13 protein-coding genes are annotated in these 20,504 nt (G+C 60.0%); 1 reads left to right on the top strand and 12 read right to left on the bottom strand.

Annotated elements, in window-relative coordinates; genetic code table 11:
• Positions 1–322: 322 nt before the first annotated feature.
• Positions 323–5,668 (top strand): RHS repeat-associated core domain-containing protein, encoded by a 5,346-nt coding sequence (locus NJC40_RS19265; protein WP_253140924.1) that lies wholly within the window; start codon positions 323–325, stop codon positions 5,666–5,668.
• Positions 5,669–5,890: 222 nt separating this feature from the next.
• Here the strand turns inward: NJC40_RS19265 and NJC40_RS19260 are convergent, their stop codons facing one another.
• The 12 genes from NJC40_RS19260 to NJC40_RS19205 all read right to left on the bottom strand — a co-directional run bounded on the left by NJC40_RS19260 (position 5,891) and on the right by NJC40_RS19205 (position 20,476).
• Positions 5,891–6,808: a LysR substrate-binding domain-containing protein gene (locus NJC40_RS19260; protein ID WP_253112880.1), complete on the bottom strand. Its 918-nt coding sequence runs from the start codon at positions 6,806–6,808 to the stop codon at positions 5,891–5,893.
• Between the two features lie 116 nt (positions 6,809–6,924).
• Positions 6,925–8,238, bottom strand: coding sequence for a TolC family outer membrane protein (locus NJC40_RS19255; RefSeq protein WP_253140925.1), 1,314 nt, complete (start codon positions 8,236–8,238; stop codon positions 6,925–6,927).
• Complete coding sequence (locus NJC40_RS19250; protein WP_253140926.1) at positions 8,238–10,325, bottom strand: peptidase domain-containing ABC transporter; 2,088 nt, start codon at positions 10,323–10,325, stop codon at positions 8,238–8,240. Before NJC40_RS19250 ends, NJC40_RS19255 begins: the two co-directional genes overlap by 1 nt.
• 12 nt (positions 10,326–10,337) lie before the next feature.
• Entirely contained in the window at positions 10,338–11,492 is a 1,155-nt protein-coding gene (locus tag NJC40_RS19245) for a JmjC domain-containing protein (protein WP_253140927.1), read from the bottom strand.
• Positions 11,493–11,676: 184 nt separating this feature from the next.
• Positions 11,677–12,006 (bottom strand): hypothetical protein, encoded by a 330-nt coding sequence (locus NJC40_RS19240; protein ID WP_045490808.1) that lies wholly within the window; start codon positions 12,004–12,006, stop codon positions 11,677–11,679.
• Between the two features lie 26 nt (positions 12,007–12,032).
• On the bottom strand, positions 12,033–12,233 hold the full coding sequence (locus tag NJC40_RS19235; protein WP_045490806.1) for a hypothetical protein: 201 nt from the start codon (positions 12,231–12,233) through the stop codon (positions 12,033–12,035).
• A 161-nt stretch (positions 12,234–12,394) separates the two neighbouring features.
• Entirely contained in the window at positions 12,395–12,598 is a 204-nt protein-coding gene (locus NJC40_RS19230) for a hypothetical protein (protein ID WP_253140928.1), read from the bottom strand.
• 12 nt (positions 12,599–12,610) lie between these two features.
• Positions 12,611–15,355 (bottom strand): M16 family metallopeptidase, encoded by a 2,745-nt coding sequence (locus tag NJC40_RS19225; protein WP_253140929.1) that lies wholly within the window; start codon positions 15,353–15,355, stop codon positions 12,611–12,613.
• 12 nt (positions 15,356–15,367) lie between these two features.
• Complete coding sequence (locus tag NJC40_RS19220) at positions 15,368–16,672, bottom strand: HlyD family secretion protein (RefSeq protein ID WP_253140930.1); 1,305 nt, start codon at positions 16,670–16,672, stop codon at positions 15,368–15,370.
• A gap of 378 nt (positions 16,673–17,050) precedes the next feature.
• Complete coding sequence (locus NJC40_RS19215) at positions 17,051–18,112, bottom strand: RNA-guided endonuclease InsQ/TnpB family protein (RefSeq protein ID WP_492180392.1); 1,062 nt, start codon at positions 18,110–18,112, stop codon at positions 17,051–17,053.
• A gap of 133 nt (positions 18,113–18,245) precedes the next feature.
• A complete protein-coding gene (poxB, locus tag NJC40_RS19210) occupies positions 18,246–19,964 on the bottom strand; it encodes a ubiquinone-dependent pyruvate dehydrogenase (protein WP_253142981.1) in 1,719 nt (572 codons plus the stop codon).
• A 98-nt stretch (positions 19,965–20,062) separates the two neighbouring features.
• The gene (locus tag NJC40_RS19205) at positions 20,063–20,476 is read right to left on the bottom strand and encodes a winged helix-turn-helix transcriptional regulator (protein ID WP_253112906.1); all 414 of its coding nucleotides are present in this window, start codon (positions 20,474–20,476) and stop codon (positions 20,063–20,065) included.
• Between the last annotated feature and the right edge of the window lie 28 nt (positions 20,477–20,504).

Genomic DNA, 20,504 nt, shown 5'->3' with positions numbered 1-20,504 from the left:
CGCTAACACAATGAGTGCGAAGCCTCCTGCAACCCTGGCCACCCAATAACTCTGCTAGCAGACACCCCCGCGCCTGACGCCTGAAACTCACAGGGTATGGGCTTAGAGGGTGCTTACAAAATAGGCGAACGAAGGCAAGACAAGGCGAAACGGGCGAAAAAGCGCAGTGTGCATAAGTACATGAGCATTTTGACCGGGCTGGCGATCCAGGTCGATTTCAACGCAGCATTGCCGAGTGCAACCATTTTGTAGACACCCTCTTACGGGCCAGCAATTCTCAAGGACAAGAAGCAGGGCAGCCAATCGGGTTGCGGAGCAGATCATGGAAAAGATACTTCTGAAGCAGCTTGACCAGTTACCCAGGAACACCGGACTGAGAATACAGGGAAACTTTGGCTCGTTATCTTCCACCCTGGAGAAGGGCAACCTGGTCAGCCTCGACATTCCCAACAAGACGCTGACCATACTCAACACGGTCTATAACAAAAATACGGTTCTCAACACTGACAATATTCTGTCTATCGAGTACAGCCTGCACGGCTGTAGCTATCCCTTAATGCTGGGCCACCAGGCTATTTTCAATACCAGCGCCCCCGAGAATAATGGCGGTAATATCCAGACCGGCGAATTCAATGCCTTTCTGCCCATTACCACGCTGATCGGCAATGCCGGCATGGGCCCGGTACTGCCGCTCAATTACTACTATTCACCCGATGTCGCATTCACCAAAGGTGGCTGGGCGCCACGTTTCAGTTACTTCGCGCTCTATGCCGGCGGCGTACTTAAATTACACATGTACAGCGGCGAGGCCATCACCGTCGAGCAGGTATTGGTGCCCTACTCGCCAATGCCAGGTCTTTATATCAGCAGTTTCAGTACCTTCAGAGCGACTCACGGGATTGAGGCGCAGGCAAAGATCATCCATAAGGATGGAACCGTAGAATGCATGACCCAAGCCTTTGAACCCGCGCCTGACCAGGAGGCCCCGAGTGTCGGCTCGGCGCTTTATGTACTACCTACGCAGATCACCAACAGCCTGGGCCACTCTCTGTACCTAAAATGGCGAATAGATCCCGGCATCTTGTTACATGAAGGGTTGCCAGAAAGAAGCGGCCAGAACGTGACCCTGAGCGAAGTCGCGGATGACCGTCAGGTATTACTGAGGACCGCGGTACTCAAGAAGAAGACCACATTCGCCGGCAAGGAAGTCGAACTCGATACCCTCGACTTCACCGAATACCCCGACAAAGAGCCGGTCAAACGCTGCAACCTTTACCTCAAAGACAACCGCCTGGTCAGGCATGAATGGTTCAACGCAAGCGCCGCCGAATCCCAGGAGTTCACGTACACCAACAAGCAACTCACTGCCATCGAGTCCTCACGTGGTTTGAAAGAGACCATCAGCTACACGGCAGACGGTCGTATTGCGCGCTACAGCCTGAGCGGCAGCAATGCCTCATCGGACCTGGTGGAGGACTACACCTTCACCTCCAGCTCCGCCAGGCAGACCAGAACCTTCGACGGCACCACATTGGTGAACGAGCTGCAGTACGACATCAACGACGTGTTGAGCAAACAGCTCACCAGCCAGGGCGATTGCGTCACAACCCGGCAATTCAAACGAGAGTTCGATAGCAAAGCCCAGCAGTACAGCCAGCAAACCCTGACCACCTACAGCAAAGGCGGCGCGCAGCGAACCGAAACCGAGCTGCAGGTCTACGAGGCCGCCGGCAACCTGATCAAGCAAGTGCAAGGCGACGTCACCACCGAGTACACCTACTACAAGGGTCAGTCTGTTGACTCGACCATCGTCACCAACACATCCACCTACTCGGACACTTCGGGCTTCCATGGAAAACTTGGGTTCTGGATAGACTACGGTCACCCGGCTGGTTGGGCGATGCAGCTGTTCGGCAAACAGGGAATGACCTGGGGCACACTGGAGGAGCGCACAGTCATACGCGAGCCGGTGCCGACCGATGGCGGCAAATATCTCTATAACTTGCCGGTCAGCATCAGCCACCCCGGCGACCCCAACTACTTTCGGGTCAATGTGGAGTCGGAAAAATGCTACCGGATGGTGGATGGCAAACGGGTAGAGCTGAGCTGGACTTATTATGGCTATACCGAAATCCCGGTAAAAAGCACTACAGTCCGGGGCGGCGCCGTAAAACCTTCGCTGAAACTGGTCATCCATGACCCACAGTCCGACGACGGTATCCGTCTGAAGAACTGGCGTAACAGCTGCCTGGTTGTTCAGGAAACCGAGTACTACACCCAGACCGATACAGACTCGTTCGGCCGGATAAAATCCCTGAGCCAGCGGCTGCTCGATTCGACCGGCCAAGACATTGCCTTGTCCATCCAGAAAACCCGCTACGCCTATACGCTGCAAGGCGACAAGCTGACCACCACCACAACCTTCGAGTCGTCCGAAAAAACCCAGGACACGAGCGAAGTCACGCACTCCATGCGCACCCAGCAACTGCTGGTCTCCAGGGACCAGAAGGGCAATAGCGTGGCCTACAGTTACGATGTCTATGGCCAGATGCTCAGCAAGCAAGAACAGGAACAAGAAGCCACCAGTGCCAAACAGACCCGCTATGAGTATTCGCTGAGCAAAGGCTGCCCCGCGGTCATCACGACCTTTGCGGGGGGCGAGCAATACCGTGAAATCCGTGACGCCCACAACCGCATCGCCAGCACCGAGGCGCGCCGCTCGAATGCCGCCGGCGTGGCCTGGAAACAGCTATCGAGCACAAGCTACGATGGTCTGGGCCGGGAAAAGCTCACCACCGAGTACGATTACCAACCCGCCGCCGATGCAACCACTGCCATCGTCAAACGACAACTGGAGCAGTTCTACGATAACTGGGGGCAGCCCTGCAAATCTCTGGTGGTGGGCGGTATGGCGCAATACCGCGAATACGATCCCGTCACCCGGAGCATGGTGGAGAAACAGCAGTATCAGGCTGCGTCCTACCTCAGCCAGACCACCCACTACAACGCACTGGGGCGCATTGAAAAACAGGCCTGGCGCGATGCAAGTGGCAGCGAATATCAGTCACTGCAATACCTGTACGACAACGCCGGACGGGTCATCAGGCAAACCCCACTCAAGGGCTCGGTCCAGCAATTTGCCTGGGACAGCTTCGACCGGTTGGTCAAGCTGAGCAGCGAAGGTATCGAGCGCATTATCGAGTACCCGGCGCACATCGCCTCGGCCCAGGCATCACGCCTGGTGATCAGCAAACCGGCGGACACGTTCAATTATGAATGGGGCAGCCGCACCTTCGACGGCCTCGAACGGGTCACTGCCGAACAAGTGGCCGGCCGCAAGAAAACCTACAGCTATAACGGCAGCAACGACTGGGGCCTGCTTGCCAGCCCCGTTCCCCCACCGGTCAACCTTGCCGGTCAGGTCAGCACCCAGCGCGGGTATGACGCCGCGACTACCGGCGTCAACCTGACGACCACCGACCGTGGCGGAACAACCACAAACGCGACCTCGGTGTTTTCCATGCGCGGCTTGCTGCTGGAGCACCGCGACGACTTCGGCAACAAGACCCTCTACAGCCATGATCTGCTCGGCCGCCTGGTCAAGACCTCGGCACCGGGGGTCAGCACCCGCCTGAGCTACGACACTAATGAGCGCCTGACTGAGGAAACTGTCACCGACGAGGTCGGCAAGACCTCCATGACCATCACCTACAAGTACGATGCCCAGGACCGCGAAACCGAACGCACATTCAGCGCCAGCGGGTTGTCGACCCTGGTTGTGCGCCAGGCGTTCGACGCCGATGGCCGGCTGGCCAGCGTCAAGGTCCTGCGTGACGGCACCGAAACCTCCCAGGAAAGCTTTACTTACACCCCCATTGGCCAGTTGGCGGTGTATCAATGCAGCGGCACGCAACGGCCGGTGGATGTGCATGGCAAAAAGCTCAGCAAGCAAACCTTCACCTATACGACGCTGGGCAACATCAGCAGCTGCGTCAGTGTCTTTGACGGCGGCCAGGACACGGCCACCTACACCTGCGATACAGTTGATCAGACCCAACTCCGTTCGATCAGCCATAGCGCAGCAGGCATCGCCACCGCCAAGCTCGATTACGATGCCTTGGGGCGACTGAAGAAGAACGAATCAGGCTATACGCTGGACTACAACAGCAGCGGGCTACTGAGCCAGATGTTCCGTACCGACGGTGGGTTCAGCGAATACAACTATCTGTATGACCAGGAAGGCAAATTACGGTCGTGCTATGGCAACGATTGCGAGGACAGCTTTTACTACCGTGACGATCAGCAATATGCCCGCAAAGGCTGGGTGATGATCAAAAACCTTTACCACAACCGCTTCTCGCTGCTGGCCAACCAGAGCCCAGCCTGCGTCCTGATGCTGCAGACGCTCAAGCCGCAGGGCGGCAGCGATATCACCACGCGCAGTTTCGAGCTCAAGAATGCCTCAGGTTCAGTTATCGCCAGTTACGATCTGACCGCCAGTCCCAAGGCCCTGACCCTGTTCAGCTACACGCCCTTCGGCTACCGCCCCGACGATAAAACCCAACGCCACTGGCTGGGCTTCAATGGCCAGCCGCTGGACAGGCCCACCGGCCACTATTTGCTGGGCAACGGCGCCCGGGTCTACAACACTGCCCTGCAAGCGTTCCAGACCCCTGACAGCCTCAGCCCGTTCGGTGACGGTGGCCCCAATGGCTATGCCTATTGCAGCAACGACCCGGTGAACTTCAGTGACCCCACCGGACACTATGAGGAGCTCACGCACTACCGCACAGTGACCCACGAGGCACTGGCGCAGAACAAAGTCGTGCAGGCCGGCATGAATATGGCAATCGGGGTCGGGCTCAGCCTGGCCACTGGCGGTCTGGGATCGGGTTTTGCCATTGCCGCACTGGGCCTGGAAATCACCTCGGGCGCGTTCGGTATCGCGGCGGCGCTGCTGTTGGAACGCGACCCACAGGCTGCCAAAGCACTTGGAGTGCTGTCACTTGCCACCGGAATAGCGGGCGCGCTGACCGGGCTGGGCGCCGTCAGCAAAGTCAGCCGTTACGCCGGTGCTTCGGGAATGGGCGCTGCCATGAACTCGGAGCGCCGGGTGCTCAGTGCGGTTAAGAGTGGCACTGCATCCTCCGGAAAAATCGTCACCATGGGCGGTACGATGAAGACGCTGAGGCAGGTCAATAACGAACTCTATACCTTTGTTGACACTTACAAGAGTGCCAATCGGCTGAATATTGTCGTCCATGGTAGAGACCTGACAAAAGCCGAGGAGCTGGCACTCAAACCGACCATGGCCGTCTGGAATAATGCCGAGCGCTCAGCATCTGACTTGCTGCAGATTCTCAATGGTAAAAACATTGACCCCACGATATATGACAACATCCGCTTGCTCACTTGCTACTCGGCGAATGGCGGAGCCAATTCCTTCGCTGCACAGTTCGCAGCCATTATTAACAAACCTGTCAAAGGTTTTCTCGGCCCCGTCACCATCAACTTCGAGCCAAAAAGTATGGGCGCAATTTTCAATCAAGTGGCCAAGGGCGGGCAGGCATCGACCCAGCAACTCGCCCGAAGCTTTGCCGCCAACGAGAAGCTCTTGGTGTACAAGGTAACCGGCTATAATTACGTTCCTCAAAAGTTCCTGCCATAGGCAACTTCAGGGAGCCAGGGTCGTTCATTGCCCTGGCACCCTGAAGCGGCCCGTAGGAGTGATGGCGCTTCACCCACTCCGCACTTCACTGCCCCGCCCGCCCAGCACAGCCTTGAGCATGTTCAGGCCAAAGCCTTTGCCTGGGCCAGTTTGATGTTCGGCGTAATAACTGGCTGCTGCAAAAGCTGCGCCAGCAAGACCGCCGAATAAGCAGCATATCGCTCAACCAATCGGCAGCGCCCTGCTCATATAGTGGGCAATCCGCTCGCGCAACCAGCGCTCGGCCGGGTCGTTGTCATGGACGCCGCTCCAGACCATCGACAACTCGGCCGGATCGATCGGGAATGGCGGATCTTCAGCCCGCAGGGCAGTGCCTTCGACCAATGGGCAAGCGGCGTAGTCAGGCACCGTGGCAATCATCTCGGTGCCGGCCAGCAGCGCGCGCAAACCATGGAACTGCGGCACCGCCAGCACCACCTTGCGGGTCCGGCCGACCCGCGCCAGGTCCATATCGATATTGCCGCACAGGTCCCCGGAGAACGACACCATGGCATGCGGCCGTCGGCAGTAGTCGTCGAGAGTCAGCGGCTCAGGCCGCGCATCGCCGCGAATCACCTTGCACGGGATGTCACGCAGTTTCTTGCGCTTGGCGTTGGCCGGCAGGTCCACGGTCCAGCTCACCCCCACCGAGATTTCTCCCGAGGCCAGCAGCGCGGGCAACAGCAGGTAATTGGCCCGGCGGATCACCACGACGATACCCGGCGCCTCCTCGCGCAACTGCGCCATCAGCGGCGGCAACAGACCGAACTCGGCATCGTCCGACAGGCCGATGCGAAACACCTCGGTGCTGCTGGCCGGGTTGAAGTCCTTGGCGCGGCTCACGGCGCCGGAAATCGTATCCAGCGCCGGCCGAATCTCCTGAAGAATATCCAGCGCCCGCGCCGTCGGCTCCATGACCCGGCCATTGCGCAGCAGCAACGGATCATCGAACAGATCGCGCAGACGTCCCAGCGCCGCACTGACCGCCGGCTGGCCAATGAACAGCTTCTCCGCCACCCGGGTCAGGTTGCGCTCGAACATCAGCGCTTCAAAAATCACCAGCAGGTTGAGGTCGACACGGCGCAGGTCGTTACGGTTCATGAGTTCGGACTCTGATGGGCAAGGCAAGACTTTGCATCAGTAGGCATGAAACCAGCAGCCAGCGCTTGTACGGATGTGCGCAGGCCGCTCTGGTGCTTTGAACATCAGACTGGCGTTCATTGCAAAAAGGCATTGATGTCAGCCAGATCACCTTCACCCAGCGCACCAATCGCCGCCTTGAGTTGCAACTGGGCAAGCAAGGCATCGTAACGGGCCTTCGCCAACTGACGCACGATCTCGCTGAGCTGGCTCTGCACCTCCAGCACATCGGCACCAACGCGCACCCCGACGCGATAACCCAAACGATTGGAGTCAACCGCAGACTGGGCCGAAACCCGCGCCACCTCCAGAGCCTTGATTTGCGCCATGCCATCGGTCACACCCGCCCAGGCCTCACGGGTGGCCAGCGCAGCGGCGCGCCGGGTATCGAGCAATTGGTATTGAGCCTGCTGGTGCAGCGCCACGGCCTCGCGTGCCGAGGACGTCAGTCGCCCACCGCTGTAAAGCGGCAAGCTCAGCCGCAAGCCAATAGCCGCCGACTCACTGCGCTGGGTGTTGGCATTGGGGTTCTGCTGCATGTTCTGGCTAAGCACCATGTCGATGCTGGGCAGATGCTCTGCCTTGCGACTGCGCACTTCATTTTCAGCCACTTCGGTGGTCAGTTCCTGGATCTGCACCTCAAGGCTGCTGTGCTCGGCCGCCCGGACCCAGGTTTCGACATCGCCCGGTTCGGGCGACACCAGGTTGATCTGTTCGCCCAGCGCACTGAGTTCCTGCGCCGGCAGGCCAGTCAGCCGCGCCAACGCATGACGCGCCACGCCCAGATCGCTGCGGGCCTTGATCAACTGTGCGCGAGTGCTGTCGTAGCTCATCTGCGCCTCATGCACATCGACGATATTGGCGTTGCCCAGCTCGAAATTCTTGCGCGCACTGGCCAGTTGTTCCAGATCAGCGGCCTGCAACTGCAGCATGGCGGCAATCACGTCCTGAGTATGCAAGACCTCGAAGTAGGCTTGCGCCACTCGCAGAATCAACGCCTGCTCGGCACTGCGCGCGCGTAGCTCGGCCAGCGCCTTGTGCAGCCCGCCCTGGCGGTACTCGATCCAGTTCTGCCAGCGAAACAGCGGCTGCACCAATTGAATGCCGTAGCTGCGGTTCTGGCGGCGCTGCTCCAGACGGCCATTGACCACTTCATACTCGGTCTCGCTCCAACTGGTCTGGGCATCGAAGGATATCTGCGGCAGCAAGCCGGCCCGGCCCTGTAGCTCACGCTCCTGCCCGGCCCGCCGCTGCGCCTGGGCCGCAGCGTACTGCGCATCGTTGTCCAGCGCCTGGCGGTAGACGCCCAGCAGATCGCTGGTCTGGGCCATCAGCGGCAAGCTCAGCATCATCAGGCTTACGGTCAGGCACTGCGCGACTAGCCCGGCCATCAGCTGATTGCCTGCTGCTGATCGAGACGCACGTCCTCAACCACGTTGCCGTTTTCCAGGCAGACCAGCCGCCTGGCAAAAGCGATCGTCTCGCGGCGGTGGGCAATGGTGATTCGGGTTACCGGCATCTGGTGCAAGGCCTGCACGACATGCTGCTCACTGTGCAGATCAAGGTGGCTGGTCGCCTCGTCCAAGGCCAGAATACGTGGCTGCTTGTAGAGCGCACGGGCCAGCAGCAAGCGTTGCTTCTGGCCACCGGAAAGACCGCTACCCATTTCCGCGACCAGCGTCTGGTAGCCCATTGGCATGTTGATGATGGCCTGGTGAATATGCGCCTGGCGCGCCGCCTCCTCGACCCGCTGCTGATCCGCGTCCGGATCGAACGCGGCAATGTTTTGCGCCAGGGAACCGGCCAGCAGTTGATCTTCCTGCATGACCGCCCCCACCAGGTTTCGCAACGCTTGCGGTCCCAACTGACGCACGGGAATACCGCCAACCAGAATATCGCCCTCGTTAGGCACCAACAGCCCCAGCAGCAACTTGAATAACGTACTTTTGCCACACCCGGAGCGGCCGACGATCGCCACGCTGTCGCCAGCGTCGATGCTCAACGACAGGTTACGCAGCACCCAGGGTTCACCCTCGGCATAACGAAATGACACATCCCGCAGCTCCAGGCGCGGCTCGATGCGCATCAGGTCGGTTTCCAGGTTGCTTTCCGGCTCGGCGGGTTCCAGCGCGATGTCCGCCAGCCGTTCGGCATGCAACGACAACATGCGGATCTCCACGCCCAGATCGATCAGTTGGCTGGCCCGGCTGGTGAACTGGCTCTTGTAGGCAATAAAGGCCAGCAGCATGCCCAGCGACAGCTCACGCTCCAGTACCGCGATCCCGCCCACATAGAGCAACAACATGCCTTCCAGGCCAAAGATCAGGGTATTGAGGCTGGCGAACACCAGCAGCAGCCTCTGCGTGGCGACGTCCCGGTTCTGCACATCGGCCAGCAGGTTTTGCCAGGTGGCCAGGCGCAGTGAGGCGATATTGAACAGTTTGAGCGGCTGCGCCGCGCGGATCGTTTCAAGAAAGTAGGAGTTCTCGCGGGCGGCCAGCACGATGCGCTCTTCCGAGGCCGTGCGCAGCGGCTGGTAGAACACGGCCCGCAAGATGGCGTACAACAGCAAGGCCACCAGTACAACGGCGCTGAGCGTGGTGCTGTAGAGCAGCATCATGCCCAGGGTAATGAGTGTCACCAGACCATCGAGCACCACCATGATCGCGCCGTTGGTCAGCACCCCGCGAATGGCCGCCAGCGACTGGAAGCGCGCGGTGATGTCGCCCAGTTGGCGCTTCTCGAAAAATGGCCAGGGCAACCGCAGCAAATGACTGAACAGGTTGCCCGACCACTGCAAGGTCAGTTGCTGGTTGAGCCGCAAGCCCATCCAGCCGCGCGCCATGCGCAGGACAAAATCGATCAGCATCAGCAGGCAGCCACCCAGCACGGCGAGCAGCAACAGATCGCGATCTGCCGAGACCAGCGCACCATCGACCACCCACTGGGTCACCTGCGGGGCCAGCAAGGCCACCACCTCCAGCGCCAGCGCCAATATGAAGATGTTGCCTAGCGCACGCTTGAGTCCGGTTGCCCGCCCGGTGAGATCACGCAGACGAATCCGCGGTTTTCGCTCGGCAGGCTGGAAGGTGGAATTCGGGCTCAGTTCCAGGGCCACGCCAGTGAAGTGCCGCGAGGCTTCGGCCAGCGTCAGTACCCGCCTGCCGCCAGCCGGATCGACAACATGCAAACGGTTGCGCTGAACCTTTTCCAGCACCACAAAGTGGTTCATGTTCCAGTGCAGGATACAAGGCAGCCTCAGCTTGCCCATCTCCTCAAGCTCCAGCCGCAAGGGCCGGCAATTGAAGTCCAGATTCTGCGCATACCGCACCAGTTGCGCCAAGTTGGTGCCCTTGAGCGAAATCGAAAAGCGTCGGCGCAAGTCCTGCAAATCAAGGTACAGCCCGTGGTAACTGGCGATCATTGCCAGACAGGCCAGCCCACACTCCTGGCTTTCTGCTTGCAATACAGCCTTCATGAGATCGCCCGGTCAGTCACGTACACGCTCCAGCACATCCTGCTGGCAAAGATCGGCAACCAGCCTGTGCAACCGTGCGGCATCGGTGCCGTGATGGGCGGCGCGCAGTTGCGCCAGGCTGATACCGGGATGCTCGATGATCGAGCGAATCAGCTGCACACCCTGCTCGTCCAGCACCAGCCGGGCACCGTTGGCAATCACATAACCCTCACCCAGCCCCTGAACCCGCTGGGCACTCAGACGCAGGCGCGCCTGGTCATCGAGCTGAAGGTTGGCCGGATCGCCAAACACCTCGATGGCCAATGGCGACTCAACCCGCAGCGCCCCGGTGAACTCGTCCATGAAGCGCTGGTAGTTGTGGGGATCCTTGATGAATCCGTCGATGAGCCGACCCACATCGGCCAGTGCAGGCTGATCGTTCGACCAATCGCTTAATGACTGCCTGGCCTGCACGAACTGCGGCAGTTGCTGCATGACCCAGCCAAGGTAATCCATGGTGTAGGCCGGGAAGGTTCCCAGCGCCAGATGAAACGTCGGCTCGCCCAGCGGCAGCGGGTTATGCCACCAGCCACGCGGCAGATAAAACACATCACCGGCTTCCATCACAAAATCCATGTACGGTGTTTCCGGGCACGGATAAAGATGCTCGTAATCCTTGCTCTGCTGAGTGAACAGCGGCGCTGCAAATGTCGGCTCGTAAACAATCCAGCGCTTGCGGCCAATCAGTTGAATGGCAAATACGTCGCGGGTATCCCAATGCGCCCGAAACGAATCGCGGGTGCCAAACGCGGCGTAGGCACTGTTGACCACTTGCCTGCCGGTAAACTGGGCAACCTGCCGGGAAAAATGATTGATGCGCGGCTCATTGGCAATCTTGTTGGCAATCAGGGTTGCGCCCTGGCGTAAATAATCATAGACCACCGGTTTGATCAGACGCTGACGCAGCGTCCCGATATCCCAGTAACTTTCGACGTACTCATGTTTGGGCCGGATACCGTCACAGGACAACTTGAAGTCATGGGACGCCACATCACTACGCTCGAAAATCTGATTGACCTCATCCCAGTCAAACAGGCCAGGTTCAACGGCACCCTTTATCAGCAGCGGCTTCTTTTCCTGATACTGCGCGGCAAACTCGGCAGCGGACAAACCAAAATTCATATTCATTGATGGCGTTGACAGGCGGTGGCCGGTTAATAAACCGGCCACCGCCCTACTCTCACGGTCGAATTAAACTCACATTAACCATCGCTGGGCGATGGATTAACAAGCACACGTGTCAGGCGTCATGAATAGCAACGCTCATCCACTGAGGGTCGCTACTTTCAGACGCGAGCAATTGACAACGCTGTTACTGATAACCTGTACCGGCATAGTCGGTGCCCGCCGAGTTGATCCCGCTTTCGACCATCCCTCCCGCCATGCCACCATAGAAACCGGCCTGGGTACCCAGGATCGTGGCAGCCCCGCCCTGCAGAACACCGGTCACGGCGGGGCCGGTGAAAAAGCCTGCAACGCCACCGGCAACAACGCTTCCCACGAATCCGGCCATACTTCCTGAACCGGAGGTAGCAGAGTATCCGTAGTACATCGACGCTGCGCTGGCAGCGCCAATGGCCGCGCCCACCGGGCCGACTGCACCGGCCACCATCTGCATATCCTTCATGGACAATTCACGCATTATTACATTCCCTTTTCTGGTTTAAATCAGCCTTTAACGGCCAACGACATAATCATATTGCCGATCACAACCGCCAATACGATCAAAACAATAGCTTCAATATGCCCCAACTTCTTGTCTTGCCGGCGCCCGGTCACAACCTTCAACGCCCGGTAACCACCGTACAGCACGCCATAGGTCAACCCCATCACTAACACAGTCAACAGCAGCTCACTAAAGAAACCCATTTACGTTCGTGCCTCCGCTACGAAAAACAACGCCCTGATACTTAATCTTCATAGGATCCATTGCACACCTTGGACCGCTGCAGTCTTTGAAACAGGCAACCGGCTCGGCTGATATTGAAAACCGGCACGGCTGCAAAAAACCAGAAAACGGTCTGGTTATGTCACTCATCAAGAAACAGACCGACCCACGTATTGGCAAATAGCCAAGCCAGCATCATCTGCGCCATCAGCACCAGCGGGTCTGTTTTACGCCTGTTATAAGGGCGTTTGTTCAGGTGTAAAAACAACCGATAAGCCAGTTGCAACAACGTGGCAAATAGCAGAAAAAGACCAACTGTCATCAAACCCTTATAAGAGGGACACATTCAATCGCCTGTTCAATGGCTTGAGGTACTTTCAGGCTTGGCGTCAGCCATGATTTCAGTCATCCGGGGCACTTCAAGGTAACGACGGGCGAGCGTGTTGACCTGCTCCTGGGTCATCGCTGCAAACGCGTCGTTGCGTGTCACCCAGGCCGCCAGCGTCACGTTTTCGCTCATCTGGCCGACCAACAGGTTATGAATGCTCTGATCATCGGCCATCACGCGTTGGCGCTCGCCGAGAATGGTCTGTTTGGCCAGGCTCAGCTCGGCCTGGGAAATGCCACTGGTCGCCAGCAGCCGTACTTCCTCGGCAACAATATCGGCCAGCCGGGCACCCTGGCCGGCCGGGTAGTCACCCTGGATGCTGAGCCAGGCGGCGTCACCGGCAGCCGGAATACGGATTGAAGAGCGCAGGTCGTAGCTCAGTTGCTCCCGCTCGCGCAGGCGCTTGCCCAGCCGCGAGGCCAGCGGATGACGGCCCAGAATATGCTCGATGACGAACAGCGCGGCGGCGTCTTCGTCGCTGCCATTGGCGGCAAAATGCAGCCGGCCAATAAAATGCCCGCTCGGTGCCGGATCGGACTTCACGTGCTGACGCAGCGCCGCGACCGGTTCATGACGCGGGACGATGCGCTGGTAGGGAGCCTGGCTGAGCCAGTCACCAAACAGGGTGTTCAGTTGCGCCTGCACCTGCTCGGCATCGAAGTCGCCGCTGAGCGCCAGTTCACCGTGCTGGGTGCCGTAGAATTTCTGGTAGAAGGCCAGTACCTGATCGCGGCTGACGGCCTCGACCGCCTGATACATCTGGTCAGGCGCGGGATGGTGGCGGATATCCCCGGGGGCGTAACGCTCAGTGTGCTGGCGCAATGCCCGGCTTGCGGCAGCCGCAGGTGGCTCGGCGGGCGAGCGCAAGGCTTGCAGGCGCTGGCGTTTGATCTGGTCGAAACCCTCGGCAGGAAAAGACGGCTGGCGCAGCACTTCGGCCAGCAGGGCCAGAAGCTCGGGCAGGTTCTGTTTCGGGCTCTGGAAACGCACCGTCAGTACCCCGCCATGCGGCACCACAGACAAGCCCGCGCCCAGCTGGTTAACCCGATCGACGATCTGCTGATAGCTGGAATGCTGACTGCCACGTATCAGTAAGGTGCCAGCCAGTTCGGCCACCGCACGCTGGCCCCACAGGCTTTCAAGATCGCCAAAGCGCAGGTTCAGGGTGCCCTGCACCGGTCGCGCAGAACCCGGCAACGGTCGCAGTGCCACCTTCATGCCGTTGTTCAGGCTGCCACGCGTGATACCGTTTTCAATCGCCATGATGCGTTGATTGAACGCTGGCACATCCACGCCCGCCAAGGGCTGCGCCGGTTCAGTCGCGGCTGCGGTGCTGGCGGCCGGTGCGACCGGGCGCGGCGGCGGCTCACTTACAGCCACAGCTGCGCCGCTGCCGGCAGCCAGGTGCCCGATCACCGGCACGGCCTCGGCCAGCAATGCCCGGTTTTGCACGCTCACCGTCTGCACATCCAGTTGTGCCAGGCGCTCCAGGCGCTGGAACGGCAGAGACCAGCCGCCCGCCACCGCCGACTCTGCCAGTACGCTGGACAACAGCGCCGGATTGCTCAACCACTGTGCTTTGCTGTGCGCAGCCACGGTTTTCGAACGCTGCAGTTCGGCGGCAGACAGCGGCTGGGTCGCCAGCAACTTGACCTGCTCAAGCAAGATGCGCTGCACCGTCTCACGGGACGCTTCATGCTCCAGCAACGCACCGAACAGGTAGTGTCCACCCCGGCCAAAGACCTGTTGCACGGCATACACAGCACTCGCATGCCCCGGCACCACCAGTGCCTGATAAAGACGGCCATGCGGCTCGCCCGCCAGCGCATCGGCCAGCACCGAAACAGCCAGGTTGCGCTCGTCGGCAGCGGCCGGCAGTGGGTAGCTCAAGGCAACCACCCACTGCTTGCCCTGTTTGAGCTCGACCGTGACCGGGGCTTGCGCTGCCGCAGGTTCGGCAAGTACCGGCGCGGGGGCCTCGGCTGTTGAGCGCAGCGGCGCAAAATGCTGGTCGATGGTCGCCAGTGCAGCCGCCCTGTCGAACTTGCCGGTTAGCACCAGAACGGCATTGGCGGGGTGGTAATGAAGCGCGTGAAAACGGCGTAACTCATCCAGGCTGATGCGCCGCAGTTCATCACGGTGCCCCAGCACTGGACGGCCATAGCCCTGGTCCTGCCAACTGGCGGCCAGCAACTGTTGAGTCAAGGCCGGTAACGCCTGGCCCTGCGCACGCTCCATTTCACGCAGAACAACCTCGGTTTCCGCCTGCAAGGCCGCAGGCTCGAAGCGCAGCGCCGTCATGCGCTCGGCCTCCAGCGCCAGCAGGTAATCCAGTGCTTGAGGGTCGTCACTCAGCACCGCCGAGTAGCGGGTGCGATCGTAGCTGGTGGTGGCATTGAACTGGATGCCACGCTGGCGCAAACCATCGGTCAGTTGTTCGCCGCTGCGCTGGGGTGTGCCTTTGAACATCAGGTGTTCAAGCAGGTGTGCAGTACCGCTGCGGCCCTGCGGGTCAGCCAGCGAGCCGCTTCGGTAGACCAGATCGACGTTAAGCGTACCGACCGAGCTATCGGGGGCGAGGATGACGGTCAGCCCGTTGGCCAGCCGGTACTCGGCAATGTGCTCGACGGCCATCACCGGTTGCCGGGTATCGGCCTGCACCAGACCCGGCATGGCCACCAGCACCAGCCACGCCGAAACGATAAAACGCACCATGACAATCCTTGTTTATTGAGTGGACCACTTTCCAGTCACTGAGTAGATAGGCTCCAGAGCCCACTCATAGATGCGGCGCTTGTCCTGAATGATGTCTGCTTCGAGCAGCATGCCCACCTGCAGCGGCTGGCGCTGGCCGTAGACCAACAGGTCCTGCGCCTCGATAGCCAGGCTCACGCGGTAGAACAATTGCGTGGCCCCCTCTGCGCTTTGCAACACGCTGGCGATGTGCGCGGGCAATTCCTGCAGGGCATAGGGGCTGCGGACAATGTCCTGCACCGTGGCACGGGCCGATCCGAATTTCTGGTACGGATAGGCCGCATAACGCATCAGCGCCGTTTGCCCCGGCTCGACAAACCCAGCCTGACGCGCCGCGACATAGACATGGGCAGCCAGTTTGACCTGGCGAGGGATGACACTGGCCAGCAACGCGCCGGCCGCCACCTGCTGGCCGGGCTGAACACTCAAGCCGGTCACCACGCCACTGAACGGCGCAGCAATGATCTGTTCGCCACGCACCTCGTTTTCGGCCTGTTCCTGGCGGATCACGGCTACGCTGCTGTCAATGTCGGAAATTTCGCCCTGATGACGATGCTCGGTGTCCTGCCGCTGCGCCAGCAGGTCCGTGCGTTCACGCCGCAGATTGGCCTGGGTACGTCTCAGGCTCTGCTGCTGCCCCTGCAGCGCGAGCAGGTCCGCCTCGCTCTGCTGAAGTTGGGCAAGCGAAATAAAATTGGCCGCCACCAGTTCCTGTTGGCGCTTCAAGTGGGCGTGGGAGAGTTCAACGCGCCGCCCCAGCAACTGCACTTCTTCACTCAACCGAGCCTGCTCTTCCTCAACAGAACGCAGCCGCGCGTCCAGCATGCGCAACTGGCCATTAGTTCGTTCATCAGCCAGCGTTCTGTTGCGCTGTAGCAATAACTGGCGCTGGTCAAGTTGTTCAGAGATTAGTTGCTGAGTCGCGCCGGCCGCGCTCAATCGTTCGCCGGAGACGACAAAAAGAACGTCACCTGGCTCAACGGCCTGACCTTCTTTTACCTTGACTTGGGCGATGTAACCCGCCCCGCTTGAAGCCAGGCGAAAGATGCCCTGCTCCGGCATCAGCAGACCGGTCACTGTCGCTTTTCGAGTGTAGGTGCCGAAGTAGGCGAATGCAGCGATCAGCGCAATCAACGCCACCGCCAGCAGCGCCGAAACCGTATAACCCAAGGGTTGCTGAATGAGTACGCGACCGAACCGGTTCACCTGCGTCGAGGCCATGGCCTCGGGACGAAACAACGGGACCTCGGCAGTAGGTCCTTTAACTGCATCCTGCAAAAGCTTACTTCCATGTTGAGCGATTCTGATTTGCGGGTGGCTTTTTAAGCGATCCAACGGATCCAGCTCAATGAAAAACCTGTTACCAGACTTTTCACACTCTTGATCAGCGCGCTAATCCATCTTTAAAGGCATCGATTCAATGCCCCACGCCGAACTAGACAGGCCGGGGCCTGCGCCCGATTAGTTGGCACTGAATGCCGGGTTAATCTGTTCATTATCAGCGTCGGCCACAACGCTGAAATTCAAGATTTTCTGTAACCGCCTCCCTGCGGTTACAGGCCACTAGTTAGCAATTAGCCAGTATTCTTTAAGCGCATTCTCCAGCCTTAACTGAAACATCAGTCGCCCGCTGTTAGCCTTGACATCCTCCCCGCCCTAAAGGGCGGGGATTCCCACAATTGGACGCTCATGCCCGAGCGCGAGAATGTTCTTTGCGGCGTTGACGTCGCGGTCGTGGGTGACACCACACCCACAACAAGTCCATTCCCTTATTCCAAGCCCTGCGATACCTCTCGGCCTCGAGTCCGGCAATTGCTTGCAGCTCGAACAGGTTTGGGTGGTGTTTCTCTCGCTAACAACCTTGAAAACCGTGCCTGCGTGATCGCATTTGTATTCCAGCATGGTTTTCAATTGACCCCAGCCGGCGTCCAGCACTGACTTGGCCATCCTGGTTTTCGCGAGTTTCAGTGAGTTCACATCGCCCACCACAATGACGCCACAACGCGCGACCAGCGCGTTGCTGAACTTATGCAGGCAATCCTTGCGGCGGTTCGCAATTTTGGCGTGAATCGCCCGTACACGGGCTTTCTTGCCGGCGCGCTGGGCCGTGCCCAGGGCGCTCTCCAGATCCCGGTAGAACCTGCCGCTTTCAAGGCGATCACCGTCGCTGCAGGTGGCCGTGGTTTTCAGTCCGAGGTCGATACCCACCGCGTCCTGGCCTGGCGATAACTGCCGGTCGACCTCGACCACGACGTTGAAATACCAGCGTCCACGGCTGTCCTCGTTGAAGCTACCGGATCTGAATTTAAAACCCGCCAGGCCGTAGCTGTCCCAGACCTTGAAGTGCTGTTTGTTGAAGACGACCTGGCCGTTTTTCCAGACAGCAGCGCCGGCCTTGAGGGGCACCCAGCCCAGGCTGCGCCGAGCGCCGCCCGAGCAGCGCCAGCGGAGCTGGTGCTTTTTGAACTGCTTGCGCCGTGTGACATATTCGTCGGCAACAGCCTGCACCGATTGGCTGTGCAGTCCCAGGTCTTTGCCGGCCCCGTTGGTGTACTTGTGAATGTCGAACGCCGACAGAAAACGACCACGCTCACGAATCGAGCGACTGCTCAACTCGTTTACGTAGTTCCACACAAAATTCACAGCACGAGACGCTTCACGCAGCTGCGCTGCGTGCTTGTCTCGCACTCGAATCTTGAGGGTTTTGGTCGCTTTCATTTCAGTCATGAAACACAGGATAAGGCGGTTTTGTGGATCTTAACCCCTATGACCGCTTCGCGGTGCCGCTTTCATCCCCTACCTGAAGGAAGGGGCTTTTCGCGCCAGCTTGGTAAACCCTGGCAACTCGCAGCTAACGCAAGTTGGTTTTCGCCAGCTCCAGCACCTCGCTGCCCCGCCCGCTCAGCACCGCCTTGAGCATGTACAGGCTAAAGCCCTTGGCTTGGGCCAGCTTGATCTTCGGCGGGATCGCCAGTTCCTGTTTGGCCACCACCACATCAAGCAGCACCGGCCCAGGGTGATCGAAGGCCCGGCGCAAGGCGGCCGGCAGCTCGCTGGCGTTTTCTACGCGAATGCCGAGAATGCCCGCGCCCAGCGCGATGCCGGCGTAGTGCATCTCGCTGAAGTCGGTGCCAAACGGCACATACCCGCCGGCCTTCATCTCCATGTCAACGAAGCCCAGCGAACTGTTGTTGAACACGATCATCTTGATCGGCAGGTTCAACTGGCGCACGGTCAACAGGTCGCCGAGCAGCATCGACAATCCGCCATCGCCACACAGTGCCACTACCTGCCGCTCAGGAAACTCGACCTGGGCACCCAGCGCCTGGGGCATGGCGTTGGCCATCGAGCCGTGGCTGAACGAGCCGAGCAAACCGCGCTGGCCGTTCATGTGCAGGTAACGCGCCGCCCACAGGGTCGGGGTGCCGACATCGACGCTGAACACCGCATCGGGGTCGGCCAGTTGATCGACCATCCGGGTCAGGTACTGCGGGTGAATCGGCTCGCCCGCCGGGCTTGGGGTCGCCAGTTCATCCAGTTCGGCACGGGATTTGGCGTAGTGTTTGAGTGCCTTGTCGAGAAAGCGCCGGTCACTGTGCGGCTTGAGGCGCGGCAACAGCGCATCGAGGGTCTCGCGGACGCCGCCCACCAGGCCGAGGTCCACCGGCACCCGGCGGCCGATCTGGGTCGGGTCCAGGTCGATCTGCACCACCTTGGCCTTTGGCGGATAAAAGTTGCGATAGGGAAAGCTGCTGCCGAGGATCACCAGCGTGTCGCAGCCCAGCATGGCGTGGTAACCGGAGCTGAAGCCGATCAGCCCGGTCATGCCCACGTCATAGGGGTTGTCGTATTCGATATGCTGCTTGCCGCGCAGCGCATGGACAATCGGCGCATTGAGCCGCTCGGCCAGCGCCAGCACCTGTTCATGGGCACCGGCACAACCGGCGCCGCACAGCAGAGTGACCGCCTTGCTGGCATCGAGACGATCAGCCAGGGCTTGCAGGCCGGCTTCGCCCGGCACGACATTGGCCTCGATAGGTTCGACCTTGCTCAACGGCGCTTCGGGGGCGTCCTGCAAGGCGATATCACCGGGCACCACGATCACCGCCACGCCCTTCTGGCTGACTGCCGCGCGCATGGCGCGTTCCAGCACCCGGGGGAACTGCTCGGCGCTGCTGACCAGTTCGACGAAGTGGCTGCACTCGCGAAACAGTTCCTGCGGGTGGGTTTCCTGGAAGTAGTCCAGGCCGATTTCCGAGGACGGGATATGCGCAGCTATCGCCAGCACCGGCACCCGGCTGCGATGGCAATCGTACAGGCCGTTGATCAGGTGCAGATTGCCCGGCCCGCAACTGCCGGCGCACACCGCCAAGCGGCCACTGGCCGCAGCCTGGGCACCGGCAGCAAAGGCTGCGGATTCTTCATGACGGGTGTGGCGCCAGTGGATTTTGCCCAACCGCCGCAGGCTGTCGGACAGGCCGTTGAGGCTGTCGCCGGAAACGCCCCAGATATCGGTGACACCGGAAGCGGCGAGACTGAGCGCAAGATGGTCGGCAATGGTCTTGGACATGCAGGGTTCCTTATCGAAACTGAAAGCTCGAAGCTGAAGGTCTGCTGTGGTCGACCGCTGCCCTGCACTGGCAGTTCAGAAAAACTGCCACGCTCATTTCAGACTGCCGCAGGCTCGCTGCACGCTTCTCGCGCTTCAAGGATGCGCGGCAGGTTGAGCTCGATCCAGCTGGCCAGGCCATCGACCTGTGCGGCGACCTCCTCGCCCATCGGCGTCAAACGGTACTCGACATGGGGCGGCACCACCGGCAGCGAGCGGCGCTCGACGAAGCCGTCGTGCTCCAGATTCTGCAGGGTCTGCGACAGCATTTTTTCACTGACCCCGCCGATCTTGCGGCGCAATTCGCTGAAGCGGTGCATACCGCCACGCAACACCACCAGCACCAGCACGCCCCAGCGGCTGCAGACATGAGTCAGCACCGAGCGTGACGGGCATTCGCTGGCCATCAATTCACCAGGGCGGGTAAAAACGGACTGGCTGAAGACCGAGGGAACAGCCGGAATATCTGACATGACACTAACCTTTTAGTACGTACTTACT

The sequence above is a fragment of the Pseudomonas sp. 21LCFQ02 genome (assembly GCF_024129895.2).
Lineage (GTDB): Bacteria > Pseudomonadota > Gammaproteobacteria > Pseudomonadales > Pseudomonadaceae > Aquipseudomonas.
This window is presented reverse-complemented; position numbering and strand designations above follow the sequence as displayed.